The sequence below is a fragment of the Williamsia sp. D3 genome, assembly GCF_000506245.1.
Taxonomy (GTDB): Bacteria; Actinomycetota; Actinomycetes; order Mycobacteriales; family Mycobacteriaceae; genus Williamsia; species Williamsia muralis.
In genome coordinates this window covers 324077-343725 of sequence record NZ_AYTE01000031.1, presented here as the reverse complement: position 1 = coordinate 343725, position 19649 = coordinate 324077, and the positions used below count along the sequence as shown (strand labels likewise).

The following is a 19649-nucleotide window of genomic DNA, read 5'->3' as shown; positions in this document are numbered from 1 at the left end:
TTTAGCGAGCGCGGCGGCGAGTGATTGACATCACGTATGAACACAACGTATGGTCCTCGTCATGCACGACCTCGGTGTGAGCCACTCGTGCACATTGCCGGCGGTCCCCGCCGTCTCGTCTCGCCTTCGAACAGGAGTTCCTCGATGACCATCGCGCCCCCGGCACCGAACGTGACGACGACGGTCGAGGCAGACGTCTCGAGTGCGCGGAAGGCCTTCGACAGCGCTCGGACGAAATCCCTGTCGTGGCGGCGAGCGCAACTCAAAGGTCTTCTGCGTTTCATCGACGAGAACGAGAACGCTCTCACCGCAGCGGTCACGGCAGACCTCGGACGAAGCGCAATCGCGACGTTCATGGCCGACATCGGCCCGGTTCGCCACGAAATCCGCCATTCACTCAAATCCGTGGCCGGCTGGATGAAGCCGACCTCGGTTCGCATGGGTGCTTCCACCATGCCGGGTAAAGCCTGGTCGGTCCCCGAGCCCAAGGGGGTCGTGCTGATCCTGGGTGCTTGGAACTTTCCGCTCCTGCTCACCCTGCATCCTCTTGTCAGCGCCCTGGCGGCGGGAAACGCGGCGGTGATCAAACCGTCGGAGATCTCGGCGTCGACCGCGCAGGTGCTCGCCGAGCGCTTGCCTCGTTACCTTGACCCAGAAGCCGTGCGGGTTGTGGTGGGTGATGTCGAGGTGGGCAAGCAACTCCTCGAGCACGCCTTTGATCACGTCTTCTTCACCGGTTCGACCACCGTGGGAAAGGCGGTCATGGCAGCGTGTGCGCAGCACCTGTCGCCGGTGACGTTGGAACTGGGCGGCAAGAGCCCGGTCATCGTGGCGGCCGATGCCAACCTGGCCGTGGCGGCCCGCCGGATCGCGTGGGCCAAGTCGATCAATGCGGGGCAAACATGCACTGCGCCGGACTACGTGATCGTCGAGGAATCAGCGCGACCCCGTCTGGTGGAGCTTCTTCTCGAGGAGCTGCCGAAGGCGGCAGCGGCCGATACCACCCACATCGTGAATGCGCGCCACCTTGATCGTCTGGCAGGTCTACTGGAACACCACGGTGGTCATCGATCGGGTGGAGTGATCGATCGGGAGGCGTTGACGATCACCCCAGCGTTGGTCACCGATCCGGAGGCGACATCGCCGTTGATGCAAGAAGAGATCTTCGGCCCGATTCTCCCAGTTGTCTCCGTCGAGAACCTGGACGCAGCAATTCGTTACGTGAATGCACGACCCAAACCTCTTGCCCTGTATCTCTTCACCGAGTCGAACTCAGTCGAAGATGAGGTGTTGCGTTGCACCTCGTCCGGTTCGGTTGTCATCAATCACCTGCTCTACCAGCTCCTGGTGCCAGAGTTGCCCTTCGGCGGTGTCGGTCAGTCCGGAATGGGCAACTATCACGGCAAATACGGATTCGACACGTTCAGCCACCAGAAGGCGATCTTGCGCAAGCCCAGCCGTCCAGACCTCGGCCTGACCTACCCGCCCTACAGCCCTCTGATGCAGAGAATATTGCGGCGCACGATGGGGTGATCTCCATCGGAGAACGACTGGGTCGGGGGATCCAATCAGTAAGTACACACCGAAGGGGTGGGAGATCATCTCGTATCAGATGAGCAGTACCACAACGAGTTCCGAGCGGGGTGCCCGACAATGAGCGTCTCGACACTGACCGGGGTGAAACAACCACTGCCGGTTCCGAATGATCCCGGTCGACCTGGGCGGCGGGTGACCGGCCTGCCGGGACGCGCGTCACGCCGCGCGCAGACCGTATTCAACGATCGCGTCTTACGGAGTCTCGGAACGATCGGCCGGTCAGCTCGCCTCGCGGCCGAGATCGTGACGTTCGCTGTGGTCGATACCTTCCGACTACGTCTGCCGGTCCGCGAGGTTCTCGAGCAGATGTGGAAGCTGTTCAAGGTGACCGCGTTACCGGCACTGCTCATGGCGGTACCGATCGGTGCCGAGGTGTCGGTCCAGGTCGGCGGTGTCATGGATCAGGTGGGGGCCAACTCGCTGGCAGGTGCAGCGAGCGGGCTCGGTGTTGTCGGGCAGGGCGCCCCCATGGCGGCTGGTTTGTTGATGAGTGGGGCGGCAGCGTCCGCGATCGCGTCCGACCTCGGAGCCAGGGCAATCCGAGAAGAGATCGAGGCGATGCGGGTGATGGGTATCAATCCGGTGCAACGTTTGGTTGTCCCCAGGTTCATAGCCATGGTCGCCATCTCGCCGGCGTTGTGCATCATGATCATCGCGGCCGGCGTCGGCGCGGGACTCACGATCTCGGCGAACGTGAACGGAGTTGTGCCGGCGAGCTTCTGGCAATCATTCGGCGCGTTTGCGACACCGGTCGATCTTGTCTTCTCAGTGGTCAAAACCTTGATCTTCGCCGTCATCGTTGTGGTGATCGCCAGCCTCAGAGGCCTGGAGGCGAAGGGTGGACCCAAGGGTGTGGCCAACGCGGTGAACGCCTCCGTGGTCCTCAGCGTGTTCTGCATCTTCATGACGAACCTGCTGGTGAGTCAGCTGCAGACCATGTTCTTCCCGGCGAGGTTGGCGTGATGGTGACGACTCCTGATACCCACACGATCTCCGGTATACCGGCACGTGCCTTGGGAGCTGTCCAGACCAGCATCCGCAATACCACCATGGAACTCGGTCAGATCGTCCTCTTCACCTGGAAGACCCTGACCCTTCTGCCCAAGACCGTGCGGCACTACCGCAAACAGACGACCAAGACCATGAATGACATGGCATGGGGCAGTGGATCATTGATCGTTGACGGTGGCGTCATCAGTTTGATGTTCTTTCTGGGCACAGCAGTGGGCGCGGTCGTCGCAATCCAGGCATTCATGGCTTTTGATCTTCTCGGGTTCGGTGCACTGACCGGAATCATCGGTTCGTTCGGCAACATACGTGTCATCGCGCCGATCATCACGGGAATCGGGTTCGCCGCACAGGCCGGCTGCCGAATGACCGCGGAAATCGGCGCGATGCGGATCTCCGAGGAAATCGATGCCACCGAGGCGATGGGTCTGCAGGCAATTCCGTTCGTGGTCGGGACCAGGCTCATCGGCGGCATGCTGGTGGTCCTCCCCGGTTATCTGATGGCGATTGTGGTCAGCTTCATCACCGGTGGCCTGATAATCAAGCTGTTCCACGATCAGCCGGCGGGCACGTACGACCACTACTTCGCGCAATTCGTGAGCATCCCAGACCTTTTCGCATCTGTTGGAAAGGCTCTTGTGTTCTGCGCGGTGGTGACGCTGATCCACTGCTACTACGGGTACTTCGCGAGCGGTGGTCCCGCCGGTGTGGGTGCGGCGTCCGGGCGTGCGATCAGGGCCAGCCTGGTTGCAATCGTGGTGCTGAACTTCCTCATGACAGTGGCCATCTGGGGTCTCAATCCCGACCTCCCGTTCAAGGGCTGACGACATGGCAGTTTATACATTTCAGGATTTCGTGCGGGGCGACTCGCGTCAGCAGAAGCGTGCGCTGGCTGTGGCCGGGACAGTCTCAGCGGTGGCCATTGTTCTCGCCGTGCTGATCGGCGCGGTGGTGTACCCCAAGGTGACGGCACCAACGGGAACTCGGGTTCAGTTCGTCGTCCCCGCATTGGGCCCCGGTGTCAAACCCGGTTCGAAGGTCTTGCTACACGGCGCCGAGGTGGGGTCGGTCACCGAGGTCTCCGCCAAGAATGCCGATGCAGTGACCATCGCGGTGGTCCTGCAAAGCGACAGTGCCGAGCTGGTCACCGACAGCGTCGAGGTCGACTTCAGGCCCGAGAACTATTTCGGGATCACCGCGGTCAACTTGGCGTCGGCGTCCGATGGAGTGCCGCTCGCCGAGGGACAGGTGATCCGCCGCTCCTCGCGCCCGACTTCACCATGTCGACGATGTTGGAGCAGGGATCTCTCGTAATCGACGGGACACTGACCAAGTCGATGATCTCCAGTCTCGACAAGGTGATCCAGTACGCCGACGGTCTCGCGCCGCTCATCCGCACCGGCATAGTGGTGGCCGATTCGGTGGCCAGAGCGCAACGGCAGTTGCCTAGCGTCCTGATGAATCGCATGAACGACGTGCTTGCAGAGTTCCCGGCGTTCAGCAGGGAGGCGGCCGGCGCCCTGTACTCGATATACGACAGTGCATACAACCGGCGTCCCGACGGATCGATCGGCGTGGACGACGCGTTCATGGACGAAACCGACAAGGCTCTCGAACTCGCCGCCAGCGATCTGTTCGGTAAGGCAGGCGCGCTGTTGGCCTCACACGACGCTGAACTCGTCCCCTTGACGCAATTGTTGAAGTCGTTGACCGACCCACTCCCGGCGATCATCGGGCCGGCAACCATCGACAAGCTCATCGCGGCAGTGGCGCAAGTCGAATCCGCGTTCACCGGGACCGCCGAGCAGAAGACGTTGCAACTGCGAGTCGTATTGGACGACGTGCCGGGTCTCGCTGGGCCGCTGCAGCGCTCAGGTGCACTCGCAACAGGTGGAGGAAGCCGATGATAAGGCGAAATGGCATGCTACCCATCGCATTGAAGCTCATCGCCGTGGCGGCGGCGACGGTGTTCTTGTTCATTCTTGTCGTCAACGCCATGCGCAACCCCGTCGACGCGCAGACCCGCGGGTATTCGGCCGATTTCTCCGACGCTTCAGGACTGAGGGAGAACGGGGACGTCAGAATGAACGGACTTCGGGTGGGAAAGGTCGCGGCTGTCGAGTTGAAGCAGTCTCCCAAGGGTGCTGTGGCCACGGTTGAGTTCTCGATGGAAGATGACCTGGAGCTCACCGATACGTCGACGTTGTCGATCAAGTATCAAAACCTCACGGGCGTGCGCTACATCGACGTCGAGTTGGGCGAGGGCGAGGGCCATGGACGCAGGGTGTCGCATCTGTCAACCGACTCGACGAATCCCTCCTACGACATCACGGAGCTGTTCAACGGACTTCAACCGGTGTTGTCGACGATGAACACAGGCGAGATCAATGCCTTCACGGAAAACGCGATCAGCTTGCTGCAAGGCGATGGAGGGGGCCTCGGTCCGATGCTGGACAGTACCCAGAAGCTCGCGGAGTTCGCCGAGGACCGACAGCAGGTGATCTCGACTCTGATCACCAATATGAGCAGGATCTCCGATGTGATGGGCGGCCGTTCCGAGGCGGTGGTCGGATTCTTGGAGGCCGTGGATATCCCCATGACAAACGCGATGACTGTTCTCGACGAATTCCCCAAGACTGCGTCGACCGGGCCGGCTCTGGTCGAACCGATAGAACGAATCCTGGTCGCGCTGGGTATCTCTGAGGATCTGGACATCAACGTCCTGCTGAAGGGTGCCTTCGAGTCGATCTCGGAAGCGGCGGGGTCGTTGCGACTCCTGCCAGGGGCACTCGCCGGGTTGAAACTGCCGCAGGCAGTGGCCGGCACGTCCACGAAGTGCAGCAACGGGATTGCCGAACTGCCGACAGATGTCAGCGTCCTGCTGGCCGGAAGCGAGGTGGTCCTGTGCAACGCGAAATGAGTCGTGGTACCGGGCGCGTACGGCGTATCTGGTCGATGTTCGCGAATGACGTGGTCCTCGGTATCGGCGTCGTTGTCGTGGCCGTGATCGTTCTGACGGCGTTCGGGTTGGTGTACATGCGACCGCCGGATCAGAAGACCATCACGTTCGAGACCACCGACGCATCGGCCATCACAGTGGGTCAGGACGTGAGAATTGCGGGGATCAGTGTCGGCAAGGTGTCGGACATATCGATCGAGCCAAATACTGTGAGAGTCGCTGCACGTGTGAAGGATTCGACCTTTGTCGGCGACCAAACCCGCGTGGAGGTCCGGATGTTGACGCCGGTGGGTGGTTACGCCATCAGTCTTGTGCCCCGAGGCGCCGAACAGGCGTCCGATGCGCTCATCTCCACTGATCGTGTCAGCGTTCCGTACTCGATCGGCGATGTGTTGCAAAGTGCGCCGACTGTCACCGACGAGGTCGACGCAACCCAGGTCCAGGCCAATCTCGACCAGGTCGCGGATGCCTTGAACAGCAATTCGACGTCATTGCGCTCGATCGTCGATGGACTCGACAGCATCACCGGTGTGTTCGAACGCCAACGTTGGCAGGTGGACCAGATCGCCTCGTTGGCAAGCGAATACCTGAGGACCTTCGAAGCGAATCGTCAGTTCGTGTTCGAGCTGATCACGAAGATCGACACCGTGGTGAACACATATCTGAACAACGCTGCCGGGTTCAACTACGCATACCTGTTGCTGGGCAACGTACTATCCAAGCTCGCGCCGTTCGGCGAGTTCTATCTTCAGAACTCGGACCTGGTGAGGACTCATGTCGAGAATCTCAAGACGATGGTCGCCGACATCCAGCAGAACCTAGGGCCGGCGATCGACAATCTGCAGTCTCTGCGCGGCCAGATGGAGCAGTGGCTGGGTCCAGAGGGGATGAAGCAGTTCGGTGGCGGGAAGCTGTGGACATCGCAGCTGTGTGTACCGATTCCGGGGCGGGAGTGCTGAGATGACCCTTTCGAAACAGGCCCAGAGGATTGTGGCGGTGGCGGCCGTGGTTGTCACAGTGGGCGCCGGGGTGACCACCGCGCGGTACGTGGGTGTGCCGACAGCATCAGCGGCTTCGGCCGGAGGAGGATCTGGCTACTGTGCCCAGATGACCGACTCGATAGGTCTTTACGAGGGAAACCCCGTGACGCAGATGGGGTACCAGCTCGGTACGGTGAGCTCGATTCAGCCCCTTGGTGACCACGTGAAGGTCTCGTTCGAACTCGACGGCGGTCGTGACCTTCCTGCCGACGTACAGGTTGTGACGCGCTCGAAATCGTTGCTCGCCGATCGCAGCCTGGAACTCGTTGGCAATTACGCCGGTGGACCGACCCTCGAGCCCGGTGCGTGCATTGCACTCGACCGGACCCACACGCCGAAAAGCATTTCCGAGATCACCGGCTCCGCCTCGGACTTCATCGAGGCATTGTCTGCCACGGACGAAGACACCGTACAAGGTGCCATCTCAGGATTGGACAAGGCTCTCGCCGGCACCGGGGAGAATGCGAACGCGATGATGCGGCAGGCCGCCGCGGCTGCCCGTAACCCGGAACAGGTCACGGCAGACATCGGCTCCTCGATCATGAACATGGCTCCACTGACCGAGGACGCTCTCGCGCACTGGGGTGAGATCACGTCGATCCTCAACCAGATGCCCTCGGTCGCCCGTCTGGGCACGGACTTGTTCGGTGACGTCGCTCGATTCGACCGCGGGGTCGGGTGGCTTGTTGCGGTGATCTATGACATCCAGCGCAACTACGGCGACGACCTCTGGCCGCTGATGCATGGAGGAGTTGCCGACGTCATCCACCTCGCGGCGACCAGAGCACCAGATCTACACGAGCTGTATGCCACGGTGCCCTCGATTGCCGCCGTACTCGATCAGCAAGGTTCGGCGGGCGGTCTCTCGGTGCCATATGAGGCGCCGACAGTGAGTGTTGGGGGCAACACGGCGGCGGCGGCCAGCGTGTTGGACCTGATTCTGCAGACAGCCGGCCAACGATGACCGACCACAGGATGACAGACCGGAAAATGATGACAAGAGCAGTCGGAATGGCAGTCGCCGCCATCGTGGCGGTGGTGACAGCGGGTTGTTCGTTCGGACCCAACGAACTGCCTTCGGTCAGGGCGGGTGTCAGCAGTGACTACGAGGCGACGCTCAAGTTCAGCAGTGTACTGAACCTGCCGCCGGGCGCCGATGTGATGATGAATGGACTCAGGGTTGGGCAAGTGCAAGATCTCCAGCCGGGCGACGAGGGGATCGATGTCACAGTCGGCCTGACCGACGAAATCAAAGTGCCCGCAGACGTGCGCGCAATCATCAGGCAGAACACCTTGCTGGGTGATACCTATATCGCCTTGACCCCTGATATTGCGCCGGGTACCGACCGACAGTTCCTGTCCGACGGCGGAGTAGTGCCGGTTGAACGGACCACATCGCCGCCACAGCTGGAAGACACCATTGCGGTGCTGGCCTACTTCGTCAACGGAGGCAGCATTCAGAAGGTGCAGGACACGATGGCAACACTGAACAAGACGATGCCGCCCACCGATGATCTCCGGAAGCTTGCTTCGGTGGTTTCCGTCGACCTGAAAGATCTGGCAGGCAACACCACCGAGATCGACCGGATGCTGGAGGGCCTCGATGGAGTCGCCCTGTCGGTCACCGATCGTTCCGACCAGCTTCGAGCCGTCTTCGGCGACGAAGGCGTGTACTACTGGAAGCGGGTCGCCAAGTCACTGGTCGGACACATCAGTACGCTGTTGCCCTCGGTCGGAAGCATTTTCGAAGGCGGGCTCTGGCTCATCCCGATGCTGAACTCGCTGGCCGAGACCGCCGAAGCAGGCCGGGGTACCTGGGACCGGGCGCCAGAGGCGACCACGCAGCTGAGCAATTTCCTACGGACGATCGTGTTGCCGTTTGCCGAGAACCCGTCGGTCAACGTGACGTCGGTGCGCACTGACGACGGTGAACAACTGATCGGTGATGCGACAACAATTCTGCGGATGCTGGGGGCAGTGCGATGATCACTCGGACCAAGATCTCGGTACTCGCGATGGTCCTGCTCGCGGTCTCCTCGCTGTTCTACATGACCCGGGTCGGGCTGCACGTGGACTCCTTGAGCAGTACCCGAACGGCGTCGATGGTGGTGCCGGACACCAACGGTCTCCTGGTCGGTTCTCGAGTGTTGTTGCGCGGAGTGGCGATCGGCCACGTGACCGGACTCGAACCATCCGCTGAGGGCGTCGACGTGAAGTGGAATTACGAGGACGAGCGAAAGATACCCGTGGACAGTGCATTCCGCGTCGACAACCTGTCTGCATTGGGCGAGGCATATGTCTCCGTATTACCCGCCACGATTAACGGACCGTTCTTGGGCGATGGTGATGCTGTTGCGCCGGAGCGGGTTTCCACACCCACCACCTTCAAAGAACTGTCTGAGGAGCTCACCCAGATCCTGGAGCAAGTCGATCCTGATCAGGTACAGGGGATCTTCGACACCCTGGACGTGGGACTTCCTGACGACGTGCGCGTTATCGGCGACCTCAATCGGGCCGGTACGTATCTCGCAGACGAGTTCACCACCCAGCAAGACAATCTGGTGACGCTGCTCGCGACTCTGCAGCCTCTGCTGATGCAGACCGGTGGAATATCGGAGAACCTGCGGGAAACCGCACCCCTGATGGCGGGTTTCGGCACGGGGTTTCAAGATCTGCTGAACTCCGTGCGAGATGCAACGATCAAGGGTCCGCTGCTCGCCGGCATCCGCGACGGTGCCAGCCCTTTGTTCACCGAGCTTCAGACATTCCTCGACATCACATCTGCCGATCTCAACATCATCGGCGTGAACCTGCTGCCGGCCGCCACTGCGGGGGCCGCGTCGCTGAGAACCGTCGACATGGGCCGCCTGCTGGACAACGTTCTGGCGGCGACGTCGCCACCCGGAGCGGTGACGGTCACCATCCCGGTCGGTGCGAATTGATCGTCGCCGTAGCCGCAGAACTCACGACAACAAAAGGAAGGTGGCAGAAATGACAAAGGGAACATCCGTGGTCGACATCGCCAAAACCAAAGCGTCGACTGAAGCGGAATCCGAAGCACAACCACAGGAGCGGACCGATTCCTCACCGGAATCGGAGGCCGCGTCACCTGATCGTGACAGTTCGGGCCTTGTGACCAGGTTCGCGGACCGCCCGATCCGCCTGAAGACGCTGCTGTCGATGCTGGTGGTTGCTGCGCTTGTCGTGTTGAGCATTGTGCTCGCGTGGCAGCTGCAGTCGAAGTCCTCGGACCTCGACGGCTTCCAACAGGCCCAGGCCGACAATGCTCGCGCAGAACAGATCTCGATCGACTATGCGACCGGTGCCGCCGAGATGAACTTCGCGAACCCTGAGGAATGGCGAGGGAGGCTCACCGCCGGCACCTCGCCGGAGTTGGCCAATCGGTTGACCCAAGCTGCCACCTCGATGGAACAGTTGATCCAACCGCTGCAATGGACGTCCACGGCAACTCCAATCACCGCGAAAGTCGAATCCGTCACCGACGGGGTGTATCAGGTGGTCGCCTTTGTGAACGTGATGACCAAGAACACCCAGACACCGGATGGGATCGAGTCGACGGCAACGTACAAAATGAGCATCGACAGCAAAAATGACTGGGTGATCACCGAAATCAGCGGCACTGACCCTGCGGTCGATCCAGCAGCGCAACCCAAATAAGCGGCCGGAGGGTGTCACTGATCACGGGCAACGGGATTGTTCCCAAATCCAAGCGTTCTGTGTGGTCGCGCCTCGTGAGCGATCCGATGGGTCTCCGCCTGGGTGAATTGGCAGACCAATCTGCAAGAGAACGAATCGAAGAACTTCGAGAGGGACATTTCAGTGGGTGTTGAGGTCAGTGTCGAGAATCTGACGAAGTCGTTCGGCTCGCAGAATATTTGGCGTGATGTGTCGCTGACCCTGCCCCAGGGTGAGGTCAGCGTGTTGCTTGGCCCGTCGGGTACGGGTAAGTCGGTGTTCCTGAAGTCGTTGATCGGTCTGCTCCATCCGGAGCAGGGCTCGGTCATCATCGACGGCACCGACATCACCAAATGTTCCAGCCGCGAGCTGTACGAGATCCGCAAGCTGTTCGGTGTCCTGTTCCAGGACGGCGCTCTGTTCGGTTCGATGAGCCTGTTCGACAATATCGCCTTCCCTCTTCGTGAGCACACCAAGAAGAAGGAAGACGAGATCCGCCAGATCGTCATGGACAAGATCGAGTTGGTGGGTCTGACGGGCGCGGAGAACAAGCTTCCCGGTGAGATCTCCGGTGGTATGCGCAAGCGCGCCGGCCTGGCCCGTGCTCTGGTCTTGGACCCGCAGATCATCCTGTGCGACGAGCCGGACTCCGGTCTGGACCCGGTCCGTACCGCGTATCTGTCGCAGCTGTTGATCGACATCAACGCGCAGATCGACGCCACGATCCTGATCGTGACCCACAACATCCAGGTCGCCCGTACCGTCCCGGACAACATCGGCATGCTGTTCCGCAAAGAACTGGTCATGTTCGGTCCGCGTGAGGTGCTGCTGACCTCGGACGAGCCGGTGGTCGATCAGTTCCTCAACGGTCGCCGCATCGGACCCATCGGTATGTCCGAGGAGAAGGACGACGCTCAGCAACGCCGCGAGCAGGAGATGGTCGATGCCGGCCACTCCGACGGTGGCACCGCGGAAGATGTCCGCGGTATCGTCCCGCAGCTGCAGGCCACACCCGGACTGCCCGAGCGCAAGGCGGTCGGACGCCGCCAGGCCCGTGTCCGCGAGATCCTGCACACCCTGCCCGAGCCCGCCCAACGCGCGATCGAGGAGAGCTTTGAGGTCGAGGAGGCCGCGCAGGCAACACAGCGCGAGGCCTACCGCACGACCCGACAACACTATTCAGGCTCACACGCCCAGACCGAACAGCTCCCGTCGTATCGGGCTGCGCCTGCCTGAGTGCGGTCGGTTCCTGGGTCAGCGTCCGTAGATTGTTGCCACGAGGAGGTTTCCGAGCATTGCAGCGACGGTGGGGGCGTCCTCCAAATGTTTTTCGCCGGCAAGCGAACCCGCGTAGCTTCTCTCGATCGTCCAGATGAGGACCGCTGCAAGTTCGTCCGCCGGTGGGCCTTCGAGCGCCAGACCGAGGGCGCGGTCGGTTTCGATGGCGGATTCGAGGGCGCTAGCCATCGTTTCGACCGTGTTGAGATAGAGGCCGCGCAGATCGGGCCGTCTCGGCCACTCATGGATGGCGTTCCGCACCACCGCGAGAGATCCCGGATCGAGATCCAGCCAGTTCTGAACCAGAGCACCGGCCTTCGCCGGCTTTGATCGATCCATCGCCGCGAGCGCAGAGAACCCGTCGGCAATGGAGGCGGCGATCTCCTGGAAGAGTGCAATGAACGCAGCCTCTTTGCTCCCGAAATAGAAATAGAAGGTCGCCCTGGATATGCCAGATCTTTCCAGTATCTTGGCGACGCTCAAGTCGTCGAGTGAAATTTCGGCGAGCAGGCTCTTGGTCGCGTCGAGGATCACGGCGGCAGTGCCGGGATCGCCTTCGGGCAGCGGTGTCTCGTTATCTGACGCCTCCGGTGACTGGGCCATCTGCGCGGGGGCTTTGACGCGTTCCGCACGGGGTCGTCGGCGCAGCCGACTTTTTGGTCGCTGAGCGCCGTAGATTGCGGCGAAGACGAGTTCGATGATGGAATCGACTGCTGATTCGGGTTTCGGAAGCCGAGCGTCCAGTCCTCTGGTTCCGACATAAAAAGTGCGTTGAAGCGCGCACACCAGCATCGCGGCAATGGTGTCTGCGGGAAACCCCTCTGGCGCATTGCCGTTTGCACGTTCGTACGTGATCTGCTCGGCGATTGCAGAGACAAACTTCTCTAGTGTCGAATTCCACGCTGCAGCAAGGGCGGGCTCACTGTGCATGTGTTCGATGGCCGCGCAGATGACGGCACCGTGTTCGGACCACATCTCGATCGTGCGACGCAGAGTTTTGTCCATGGCCCTGGCGCGAGATTTGCCGAGCTCGGCTTGCCACGGCCCCTCGGAGTAGGTCTCCTCCAAGAACCGGGAGAGCATGGCGATCAGTACGTCGTACTTCGACGCAAAGTAGTGATAGAAGTTTGCGCGGGACACCCCAGCGCGAGCAATGATCTGCGCCACGGTGATGTCTTGGAGCGACGACTCGGTCAGCAGTTCTTCGGTTGCTGCGAAAACTGCGACCTCGGCCTTCGTTTGGCCGTCATGGGCACGGGGACGGCGTCGCGCCACGGGGTTATTGCTCACGTCCCGAGAATAGCGAATGTCTGGACACAATGACTGGACACACGCGCATCGCAGAGGCGGCATCGCAGGCATCTACGGTTGTTCCAATTGCGTACACATTGTTCAGTCGGTTTGTATGGTTGACGTGTATAGCGAGTTCAGACCGGGAAAGGATTGTCGTGAGTTCATTCGAGAAGAAGTCTGTAGTGGTGACTGGTGCAGGAGGTGGGATCGGCGCCGCCATCGCCCGGCGCTTCGCCGCGCAGGGTGCTCGTGTCGCGATCGCTGACATCGACGAAGGAGCAGCGAAGGATCTCGCTGACGAGATCGGCGACAACGCGGTAGGGCTGGCCGTCGATGTTCGGGACGCCGCCGCCTTCGAAGGTGTCATTGCCGCTGCCGCGGAGCGTTTCGACGGGCTCGATGTTTTTGTCAACAATGCCGGCATAGCGGTCCTGGCTCCCATAGCCCACATGAAGTCCGAAGACTTCGACCGGATGATCGATGTCAATCTCAAGGGCGTGTTCAACGGCATCCGGGCGGCGCTGCCGTACCTCACCGCCCGAGGTGGCGGGTCGATTGTGAATGTTGCGTCATCGGCCGGTACCAATGGCATGCCCATGATCGGCGGGTACGCGGCGACAAAAGCTGCTGTCATCAACTTGACCAAAACAGCTGCGGTCGAACTCAGACCCCTCGGCATCCGCGTGAACTGCGTTGCCCCGGCGTTCGTCAAGACAGCGCTGTCCGATGACCTGATGGAAGCCTTCCAGGAGGCGTCAGGGGGTGTGGATGCGCACGCCTTCTTCACAGCGAACCAGGGTCGACTCGGTGTTCCGGAAGACGTGGCCCGCGCGGTGACCCATCTCGCGGAGGACGACGGTGACTGGGTGACCGGGATGACGTATGTGCTCGATGGCGGATTCACCGCATCGCCGATGTGAGCGCGTGGGCGCCCCTTGTCAGAAGACGATGAGCGGGCGCCCTCGCAGGCCACCGGCCTCAATGAGGCGGTGCGCCTCCGAAGCGTTCTCGGGGGCGAGAGCGGCCGCGACGTCGAGGAAGTCGAAAGCCCCCGCGGTGGCCAGAGAACTCAGTTCCTCCAGACCAGCTGTGTCCAGGAGTCGGGCCCGAACCCATACTTCCCGGACTGAGATGTCGCGGCCGGCCTGCTCGCGAAAACTTCGCACCGTGGCGTAGACGCCACCGTCGCGAATGGCCAGGAACAGATCCGAACCGATCAACGCGGTGTCCAGGACAGCGTCGACCCCACCCGGCACCACGTCGAGAACACGCTGTGCCACCTCATCTCCGCGGTCGACAACGATATCGGCGCCTCTGCTGCGGATCAGTTCGTGCTCTGCAGGATTCCCGTCCGCGATGACTCGGAGTCCCGATCGTTTCGCGAGGACGATGACAAAAGAGGCGAGATAACCGGCGCCGCCCGTCACCATTACCGTTGCTCCAGCAGGCTGATCGAGGACATCGAGTGCCTCCAAGGCGGTCAGCCCGTTCATCGGCAACATGGCAGCCTGTTCGATCGAAAGGCCCTCTGGGACCGGCGCAACCGCGGCCTGCGGTACGACGATGAGCTCGGCATGTGCCCCACCTTCAGGGCGGCGTGGCATCACGATCGCCATGACCTCGTCGCCGACCTGAAATCGATCGACGTCGGTTCCCACCGATTCAATGGTCCCGGCCGCATCCATGCCGGCGATGTAAGGCGGAGTGAAATCGGCGTATGCGGCAGCCACCAGACCGCTGCGCGTCGCGATGTCGGTCGGATTCACCGCAGCCGCCCGCACCCGTATTCGGACCTCGCCTGCAGCCGCCGGCCGGACGGCGATGTCCTGAACCGCCAGGACGTCGGGGCCACCGAACTCGGGGATCACTACTGCGCGCATGGAATACCTTTCGGTGGAGGGTTGCCATCGACCGTAGATGGCCGACGTGAGCAGGGCGCTCAGACAAGCGATCACGTGCGCGAGATCACCCAGATGATCCTCACCGGCGAGCGCGCCGGCAATCGATCTTTCGACAGTCCAGAGCAGTACCGCGGCGAACTGATCCGGTGGCGGGCCGTCGAGGGCTACGCCGGAGGCGCGATCTTGGATCAGGATCAGCTCGAGGATGTCGGCCATTGCCGACATGCCTTCTCGGTAGACCGCGCGAAGCTCGGCTCGTCGTGGCCATTCATGGAGAGCACTTCGCATGATGGCGACGGCGTGGTCGTCGATCCGGAGCCACTCCGTCAGAGTGGACTCGACCAGTGACGCGTTCGTGCGGTCGATGAAGCGGAGCCGTCGTAGCCCGGCGGCGGAGGCCTCAGCCAAGCCGCGATACAGCGCAGCGAACGCCGCGTCCTTGTTGTCGAAATAGAAGTAGAACGTCGACCGGGAAACCTGCGCTCGTTCGGTGATTCTCGCGACGCTCACCTTGTCGAGCGGAGCTTCGAGAAGCAACGAGCGCAGAGCGTCAAGGATCGAACCCGCTGTGGAATCGGGCTGTTCGGCGGGGGCAGACGATTCGGCCTCGGCCGGGATTGCTCGCCGAGATTGCTGTGTGGATTCGGGGGCCGCAGTTTGTGGCCCGCGGCCGTGAACGGCTGTGAGAGTCAGCCATTCGATTGCCTCTACGGCGGAGTCAGGTTTCGGTAGGCGGCCGTCGAGTCCGCGGCTGCTGACGTAGAACGTCCGCTCGATGCCACAGACGAGAATCGTCGCCATCGTGGCCGGTGACGCGCGGTAAGGGATCTGCTCGCCGAGCCAGTGTTGTGCGATCTGCGCCGATACCGCGGTCACGAACCGGGTGAACGTCCCCTTCCATACCTGCGCCACGGCCGGCGTCGTGTGCATCTGCTCGATGACCGCCCCGATCACATTGCCATGATCAGCCCACATGGCGATGGTTGGCGCGATACTGGCCTGCATTGCCTTTGCTCTCGGGGCGCCTGGCTCGGCATCCCAGAGCCCGGGCCCGCGATACGCGTTCTCGAGCACCGATGCGGCCAGAGCGACCAGGACGTCGACCTTGCTGTCGAAGTGGTGGTAGAAGCTCGATCGCGAATGTGGAGTATGCGTGATGATCTCGGCAACAGTGATGTCTTGGAATGACTTTGTCGCCAACAAGTTCTCCGTCACCTTGAAAAATGCCGCCACCGTGGCATCGGAGGTGCGGGGCCCGCGCAGTGGTGTTGTGTGCCGCCTGGCTCGCATCCCTGTCAGCCGTGCCTGGCGGCACCGCAGCCGACACCACCGCCGTCCAACGGGATTATGGTCCCGGTGAGGTACTGTCCGGCCGCCGAAGCGAGGAAGATGCTCAGTCCCGCGATGTCGTCGGGACGGCCCAGTCTGCCCAGCGGAATGGAGCCCGTGACCCGGTCGAGCGCTACCGGGTCGTCCATCACGAACTTCGTCATCCGGCTCTCGAACGGTCCGGGGGCAATCGCGTTCACCGTTATCGACTCGGCCGCAAGTTTTTTCGCCAGGTGTCTGGTCAGATGGTGCAGCCCAGCCTTGCTGGCGCCATAACTGAAGCTGTCCATCTCAGGCACGTTGATACCGTCGGTGGAGCCGATGTTGATCACGGTCGACCTACCGGACTGATCCGCGGACCGCCGCAATCCGGGAAGCAGTGCAACGGTGAGGTGGAAGACGCCCTCGAGGTTGGTGTGCATCACCTTGTCCCAGCCGGTGTCGGGGAAATCCTCCAAAGGGGCACCCCACGTGACTCCCGCATTGTTCACCAACACGTCGAGTTCTGGTCCGGTGCCGAGCACTTCGCCGGCGAGTTCGCGTGCTGACTCCGGGGTTGAAACGTCTCCGACAATTCCAGTGACCGAACCATATTCGGACAACTGCTCTTCGGCGTCCTTCACGGCAGCCGGTTTGCGGGAGGACACGACGACGTGCGCACCGGCCTGAGCGAATCCCCGCGCGATCATGTACCCGATACCGCGACTTCCGCCGGTCACGAGGACCCGGCGTCCGGATACGTCGAACATGGTTGCTGTTGCTGGGGTGTCCATGAGGGTCCTCGGGTAGGGGGCTGAGACAGTCTCGTGTCACCGCGACCATACACCGTGTTCGAACAATACGATCGGACACATTGACTGTGTTCTGCGCCACAGCTACCGTCGCTGATGGAACGAAGACATACCTCAACGGACATCGACTCTTCGGCCGGCCCGTTGGACTCGAGATGAACCAGCACAAGGAGTTCGGAAGAACATGACAACCACACAATCGGCGCCCCGACGCGAGGGCTCGCTCGATGTTCCAAACGGTCTGCCCCGCGGGATCGATCTGGGTCGGATCAACAATCGCGCCGAAGCCCTGTCCAAGTACGGCCGCGAATACACCGAACGCATGACTGATCACGCCCTACTGGGTGACGACCACGCGTACCGCGCATTTCTCGACTTCAAGGACAAGTCCAAGAACGCGACGTGGAAGATGTTCGAGCAAGCCCTCGATCACGGCATCGACTCGTTGGGCGACCCATCGGACGGTTTGATTGGGCTCTTCGAACAACTCGACCATATTCCTGACTGGGTCGACTTCGACCAGCTGTACCGCGGCGCAGTCGCATACTGGCGCGTGGGGTCGGTGGCTGGGATGGTGTTGACGTATTCGTCCATCGGTGCCGGCTTCTCGATGTACAGCTCCACACGACCAGTGCTGTTCAGCGGGCGCCTCAAGGATGCGAGTGCGGTGGGTGGACGATTGACCGAGAGCTTCCGCTACGTGGTTGCCGCCCACACCCCGGGCGGCATGAAGCGGGATCAGGACGGATTCCGGCTCACCGCCAAGGTTCGAATGATCCACGCGGCCGTGCGCCACACGCTCAGCCATTCGCCACATTGGGATTGGGAGGCATGGGGTCTTCCGATCAGCAATCTGGACTCGATGAACACCCAGGCCGGGCAGTTTGGCACGCAGTTCGTCGATGGTGTGCGCGCTTCGGGGATCAGGATCAGTGACAGGGAAGAAGAGGACATCTTCGCGTTGTGTCGCTACGTGGGTTGGGTGATCGGAGTGCCAGAGGCGGTATTACACACCAACCCCGACGACGCGCGCATGAAAGTGAACTTTCACAAGCTCATCGAGTTACCTGCGGACGATCTCTGTCGCGACGTGGTCAAGACCATCATCGAGTACAGCACCGAGAAGCCACCGGGTGACGTCGAGATACTGCCTGCACCGGTCGCGGCCTTCATGACCACAGAGCGTCGCCGACATCTGGCGTGGGGACTGATCCAAACCTGGCAGCCCGAATACGTGACCGAGATGCTGGGTGTGGAACGTACGCCGTGGCGGTTTGCCTTGCCTGCGGTTCGTCCGCTGGTCTCGGCGTTCGACAAGGTGTCACGCCTGCTTCCACATGACGATGAGGCCAAGGCCTTCAAGACCCTGCAGGTGTTCAAGGGTGCCATCGCGGTTCCTGAAGGTGACGGGAAATCGGCCGAAGTGGCAGACCCGGAAACCTTGACCGCTGATATCGCGGCCAACAAGGGCAAGGTGCCCCGCCGAAATCCTCTGACACTCAGTTGATTGTTGGTCGTTCTGGCGAGGCCGCGGCAGTCGCCGTCTCGCCAGAACGGCGTTCGTTTCCAGAGACGCTTATTGGACGAACAACGGACCCAGGTTTTCGACCCGCCTTCCTGCATGACGTCTCAGTCGACAGTGGTGTCGACGGACGTTGCGGTTGACCATTTGACTGAGGTCGCTGCCGTGGCTCACCGGGGCAGCAGGGCCGGGACGAAGAATTTCGTCAGTTTCTCTCGAAATCGGTCGAGTCCATCAGCTTCGTCTCCTTGACTGATGTAGAGCATCTCGAGTTGGGAAATCCACTCGCAGAGCAGGACCAGATCAAGATCGGAGCGCAACTCGCCACGTTCTGGGGCCGCCGCAAGAACCGGTTCCCAGAGTTCGCGAGTGAGCTCGAGTGCCTTGCCTGACGTTACCAAGATCGGGTCGATCACCCGGGAGGCGGGCGAGCTCGGGTTCGTCGTCAGTCCGGTGCGGGTTGCGGGCGAAACGTTTGCCCCTGCTCTGCCGCCGACGTTCGGCGCAGACACCGGGGAGGTGTTGTGCACTGTCGGCGCCTTCGGGGCAGCGAGGGACTGATGCGTAGACCGACGCGGGCGTGATGATCACGACCGGCTGAACGAAAGCAACAAAAACACATCCACGCGAAGGCACTGCGTGTGTCCGTTTTTCGTGCTGCGTTGCAGCCTTTGGCTCCGGCGTAACAGTCGTCGGCCGACCTTGCGCCGTTTTACCTACAGATGTTAGGTTTGGTCGAGGTGGTGAGCGCAGTCACATTCGCCGGCGGCGTGCCCGTGGATCGGCCGATGACGAGGAGCACGTAGATGAACATGGCAGACCTGACTCGATTCTGGGGCAAGACGCGATCGGCCCAGCAGGCCATCGTGTTCGGCGACACTCGCAGAGTTGGGCCGAGGTGGACGCGATCACCGACGCGCTGGCGCGCGGGCTGGCGGTACGCGGTGTGCGTGAAGGCGATCGCGTCGCGTGATGATGCTGAACCGGCTTGAACTCGCTCATGTCATTCTGGCGACGTGTCAATGTCTACCCGGCGGAGATCGAGAATGCGCTGCACGGAATAGAAGGTCTGGTCGATCTCGCCGTCATCGGTGTCCGGGACGACCGATGCTCGGCGAACCATTGCCGCGGACGTTCTCCGGAAAAATTGGCCAAGCCAATACTGCGGCAGCGATTCCCGGCGGTTCCGGGTGAAGCTCTCGTGGTCCAGGGCATACCGACGCAGGCCTGACGGTT

20 protein-coding genes and 1 pseudogene are annotated in these 19649 nt (G+C 61.6%); 18 read left to right on the top strand and 3 right to left on the bottom strand.

Annotation, left to right across the window (positions count from 1 at the left end; genetic code table 11):
- Positions 1–144 precede the first annotated feature (144 nt).
- The 12 genes from W823_RS49640 (at position 145) to W823_RS49595 (ending at position 11535) form a co-directional block, all read left to right on the top strand.
- Positions 145–1533 carry an aldehyde dehydrogenase family protein gene (locus W823_RS49640; RefSeq protein ID WP_023960866.1) on the top strand — a complete coding sequence of 463 codons (1389 nt, stop codon included), beginning with the start codon at positions 145–147 and terminating at the stop codon, positions 1531–1533.
- A 120-nt stretch (positions 1534–1653) separates the two neighbouring features.
- Positions 1654–2559, top strand: coding sequence for an ABC transporter permease (locus W823_RS0130140; protein WP_023960864.1), 906 nt, complete (start codon positions 1654–1656; stop codon positions 2557–2559).
- Positions 2560–2645: 86 nt separating this feature from the next.
- Positions 2646–3428, top strand: a complete 783-nt coding sequence (locus tag W823_RS49635; RefSeq protein ID WP_235189624.1) for an ABC transporter permease — start codon at positions 2646–2648, stop codon at positions 3426–3428.
- A gap of 4 nt (positions 3429–3432) precedes the next feature.
- Positions 3433–3918 carry an MlaD family protein gene (locus W823_RS59000; protein ID WP_235189614.1) on the top strand — a complete coding sequence of 162 codons (486 nt, stop codon included), beginning with the start codon at positions 3433–3435 and terminating at the stop codon, positions 3916–3918.
- Positions 3894–4511 (top strand): hypothetical protein, encoded by a 618-nt coding sequence (locus W823_RS58995; RefSeq protein WP_235189613.1) that lies wholly within the window; start codon positions 3894–3896, stop codon positions 4509–4511. Before W823_RS59000 ends, W823_RS58995 begins: the two co-directional genes overlap by 25 nt.
- 14 nt (positions 4512–4525) lie before the next feature.
- Positions 4526–5524: an MlaD family protein gene (locus W823_RS49625; protein ID WP_235189612.1), complete on the top strand. Its 999-nt coding sequence runs from the start codon at positions 4526–4528 to the stop codon at positions 5522–5524.
- Positions 5509–6522 (top strand): MlaD family protein, encoded by a 1014-nt coding sequence (locus W823_RS49620; protein ID WP_369792646.1) that lies wholly within the window; start codon positions 5509–5511, stop codon positions 6520–6522. Before W823_RS49625 ends, W823_RS49620 begins: the two co-directional genes overlap by 16 nt.
- 148 nt (positions 6523–6670) lie before the next feature.
- The gene (locus tag W823_RS49615; protein WP_235189611.1) at positions 6671–7567 is read left to right on the top strand and encodes an MlaD family protein; all 897 of its coding nucleotides are present in this window, start codon (positions 6671–6673) and stop codon (positions 7565–7567) included.
- 47 nt (positions 7568–7614) lie between these two features.
- Positions 7615–8589: an MlaD family protein gene (locus tag W823_RS49610; protein WP_023960854.1), complete on the top strand. Its 975-nt coding sequence runs from the start codon at positions 7615–7617 to the stop codon at positions 8587–8589.
- The gene (locus W823_RS49605; protein WP_023960849.1) at positions 8586–9545 is read left to right on the top strand and encodes an MlaD family protein; all 960 of its coding nucleotides are present in this window, start codon (positions 8586–8588) and stop codon (positions 9543–9545) included. Before W823_RS49610 ends, W823_RS49605 begins: the two co-directional genes overlap by 4 nt.
- Positions 9546–9594: 49 nt before the next feature.
- Complete coding sequence (locus W823_RS49600; RefSeq protein ID WP_023960847.1) at positions 9595–10281, top strand: hypothetical protein; 687 nt, start codon at positions 9595–9597, stop codon at positions 10279–10281.
- A 162-nt stretch (positions 10282–10443) separates the two neighbouring features.
- The gene (locus W823_RS49595) at positions 10444–11535 is read left to right on the top strand and encodes an ABC transporter ATP-binding protein (RefSeq protein WP_031332912.1); all 1092 of its coding nucleotides are present in this window, start codon (positions 10444–10446) and stop codon (positions 11533–11535) included.
- Positions 11536–11553: 18 nt separating this feature from the next.
- Here the strand turns inward: W823_RS49595 and W823_RS49590 are convergent, their stop codons facing one another.
- On the bottom strand, positions 11554–12867 hold the full coding sequence (locus tag W823_RS49590; protein WP_031332910.1) for a TetR/AcrR family transcriptional regulator: 1314 nt from the start codon (positions 12865–12867) through the stop codon (positions 11554–11556).
- A gap of 158 nt (positions 12868–13025) precedes the next feature.
- Here W823_RS49590 and W823_RS49585 point away from each other — a divergent pair, with 158 nt between their 5' ends.
- A complete protein-coding gene (locus W823_RS49585) occupies positions 13026–13790 on the top strand; it encodes an SDR family NAD(P)-dependent oxidoreductase (RefSeq protein WP_031332909.1) in 765 nt (254 codons plus the stop codon).
- Between the two features lie 18 nt (positions 13791–13808).
- On the opposite strand, the gene W823_RS58990 is transcribed toward W823_RS49585, so the two are convergent.
- On the bottom strand, positions 13809–16061 hold the full coding sequence (locus W823_RS58990) for a TetR family transcriptional regulator (RefSeq protein ID WP_255326278.1): 2253 nt from the start codon (positions 16059–16061) through the stop codon (positions 13809–13811).
- A 5-nt stretch (positions 16062–16066) separates the two neighbouring features.
- Positions 16067–16873 carry an SDR family oxidoreductase gene (locus W823_RS49575; protein WP_023960839.1) on the bottom strand — a complete coding sequence of 269 codons (807 nt, stop codon included), beginning with the start codon at positions 16871–16873 and terminating at the stop codon, positions 16067–16069.
- Positions 16874–17075: 202 nt separating this feature from the next.
- On the opposite strand from W823_RS49575, the gene W823_RS49570 reads away from it, so the two are divergent.
- From W823_RS49570 to W823_RS58470, 5 genes and pseudogenes are all read left to right on the top strand, one after another.
- On the top strand, positions 17076–18398 hold the full coding sequence (locus W823_RS49570) for an oxygenase MpaB family protein (protein ID WP_023960837.1): 1323 nt from the start codon (positions 17076–17078) through the stop codon (positions 18396–18398).
- A 263-nt stretch (positions 18399–18661) separates the two neighbouring features.
- Complete coding sequence (locus W823_RS58210; RefSeq protein ID WP_161634033.1) at positions 18662–18805, top strand: hypothetical protein; 144 nt, start codon at positions 18662–18664, stop codon at positions 18803–18805.
- Positions 18798–18974 carry a hypothetical protein gene (locus W823_RS57445; RefSeq protein WP_369792645.1) on the top strand — a complete coding sequence of 59 codons (177 nt, stop codon included), beginning with the start codon at positions 18798–18800 and terminating at the stop codon, positions 18972–18974. Before W823_RS58210 ends, W823_RS57445 begins: the two co-directional genes overlap by 8 nt.
- Positions 18975–19219: 245 nt before the next feature.
- Positions 19220–19430 (top strand): annotated as a pseudogene (locus W823_RS57440) (AMP-binding protein); the annotation flags it as partial.
- Entirely contained in the window at positions 19402–19644 is a 243-nt protein-coding gene (locus W823_RS58470; protein WP_200866403.1) for a hypothetical protein, read from the top strand. The pseudogene W823_RS57440 and the gene W823_RS58470, both read left to right, overlap by 29 nt.
- The last annotated feature ends 5 nt before the right edge of the window (positions 19645–19649 follow it).

Bases quoted from the DNA above. Each gene is read 5' to 3' on its own strand.
- W823_RS58990 (WP_255326278.1), bottom strand. From the start codon at position 16,061: ATGCGAGCCAGGCGGCACACAACACCACTGCGCGGGCCCCGCACCTCC.
- W823_RS49605 (WP_023960849.1), top strand. From the start codon at position 8,586: ATGATCACTCGGACCAAGATCTCGGTACTCGCGATGGTCCTGCTCGCG.
- W823_RS0130140 (WP_023960864.1), top strand. From the start codon at position 1,654: ATGAGCGTCTCGACACTGACCGGGGTGAAACAACCACTGCCGGTTCCG.
- W823_RS59000 (WP_235189614.1), top strand. From the start codon at position 3,433: ATGGCAGTTTATACATTTCAGGATTTCGTGCGGGGCGACTCGCGTCAG.
- W823_RS49575 (WP_023960839.1), bottom strand. From the start codon at position 16,873: ATGGACACCCCAGCAACAGCAACCATGTTCGACGTATCCGGACGCCGG.
- W823_RS49635 (WP_235189624.1), top strand. From the start codon at position 2,646: ATGGAACTCGGTCAGATCGTCCTCTTCACCTGGAAGACCCTGACCCTT.
- W823_RS49600 (WP_023960847.1), top strand. From the start codon at position 9,595: ATGACAAAGGGAACATCCGTGGTCGACATCGCCAAAACCAAAGCGTCG.
- W823_RS58995 (WP_235189613.1), top strand. From the start codon at position 3,894: ATGTTGGAGCAGGGATCTCTCGTAATCGACGGGACACTGACCAAGTCG.
- W823_RS49570 (WP_023960837.1), top strand. From the start codon at position 17,076: ATGACAACCACACAATCGGCGCCCCGACGCGAGGGCTCGCTCGATGTT.
- W823_RS49615 (WP_235189611.1), top strand. From the start codon at position 6,671: ATGACCGACTCGATAGGTCTTTACGAGGGAAACCCCGTGACGCAGATG.
- W823_RS49640 (WP_023960866.1), top strand. From the start codon at position 145: ATGACCATCGCGCCCCCGGCACCGAACGTGACGACGACGGTCGAGGCA.
- W823_RS49625 (WP_235189612.1), top strand. From the start codon at position 4,526: ATGCTACCCATCGCATTGAAGCTCATCGCCGTGGCGGCGGCGACGGTG.
- W823_RS49610 (WP_023960854.1), top strand. From the start codon at position 7,615: ATGGCAGTCGCCGCCATCGTGGCGGTGGTGACAGCGGGTTGTTCGTTC.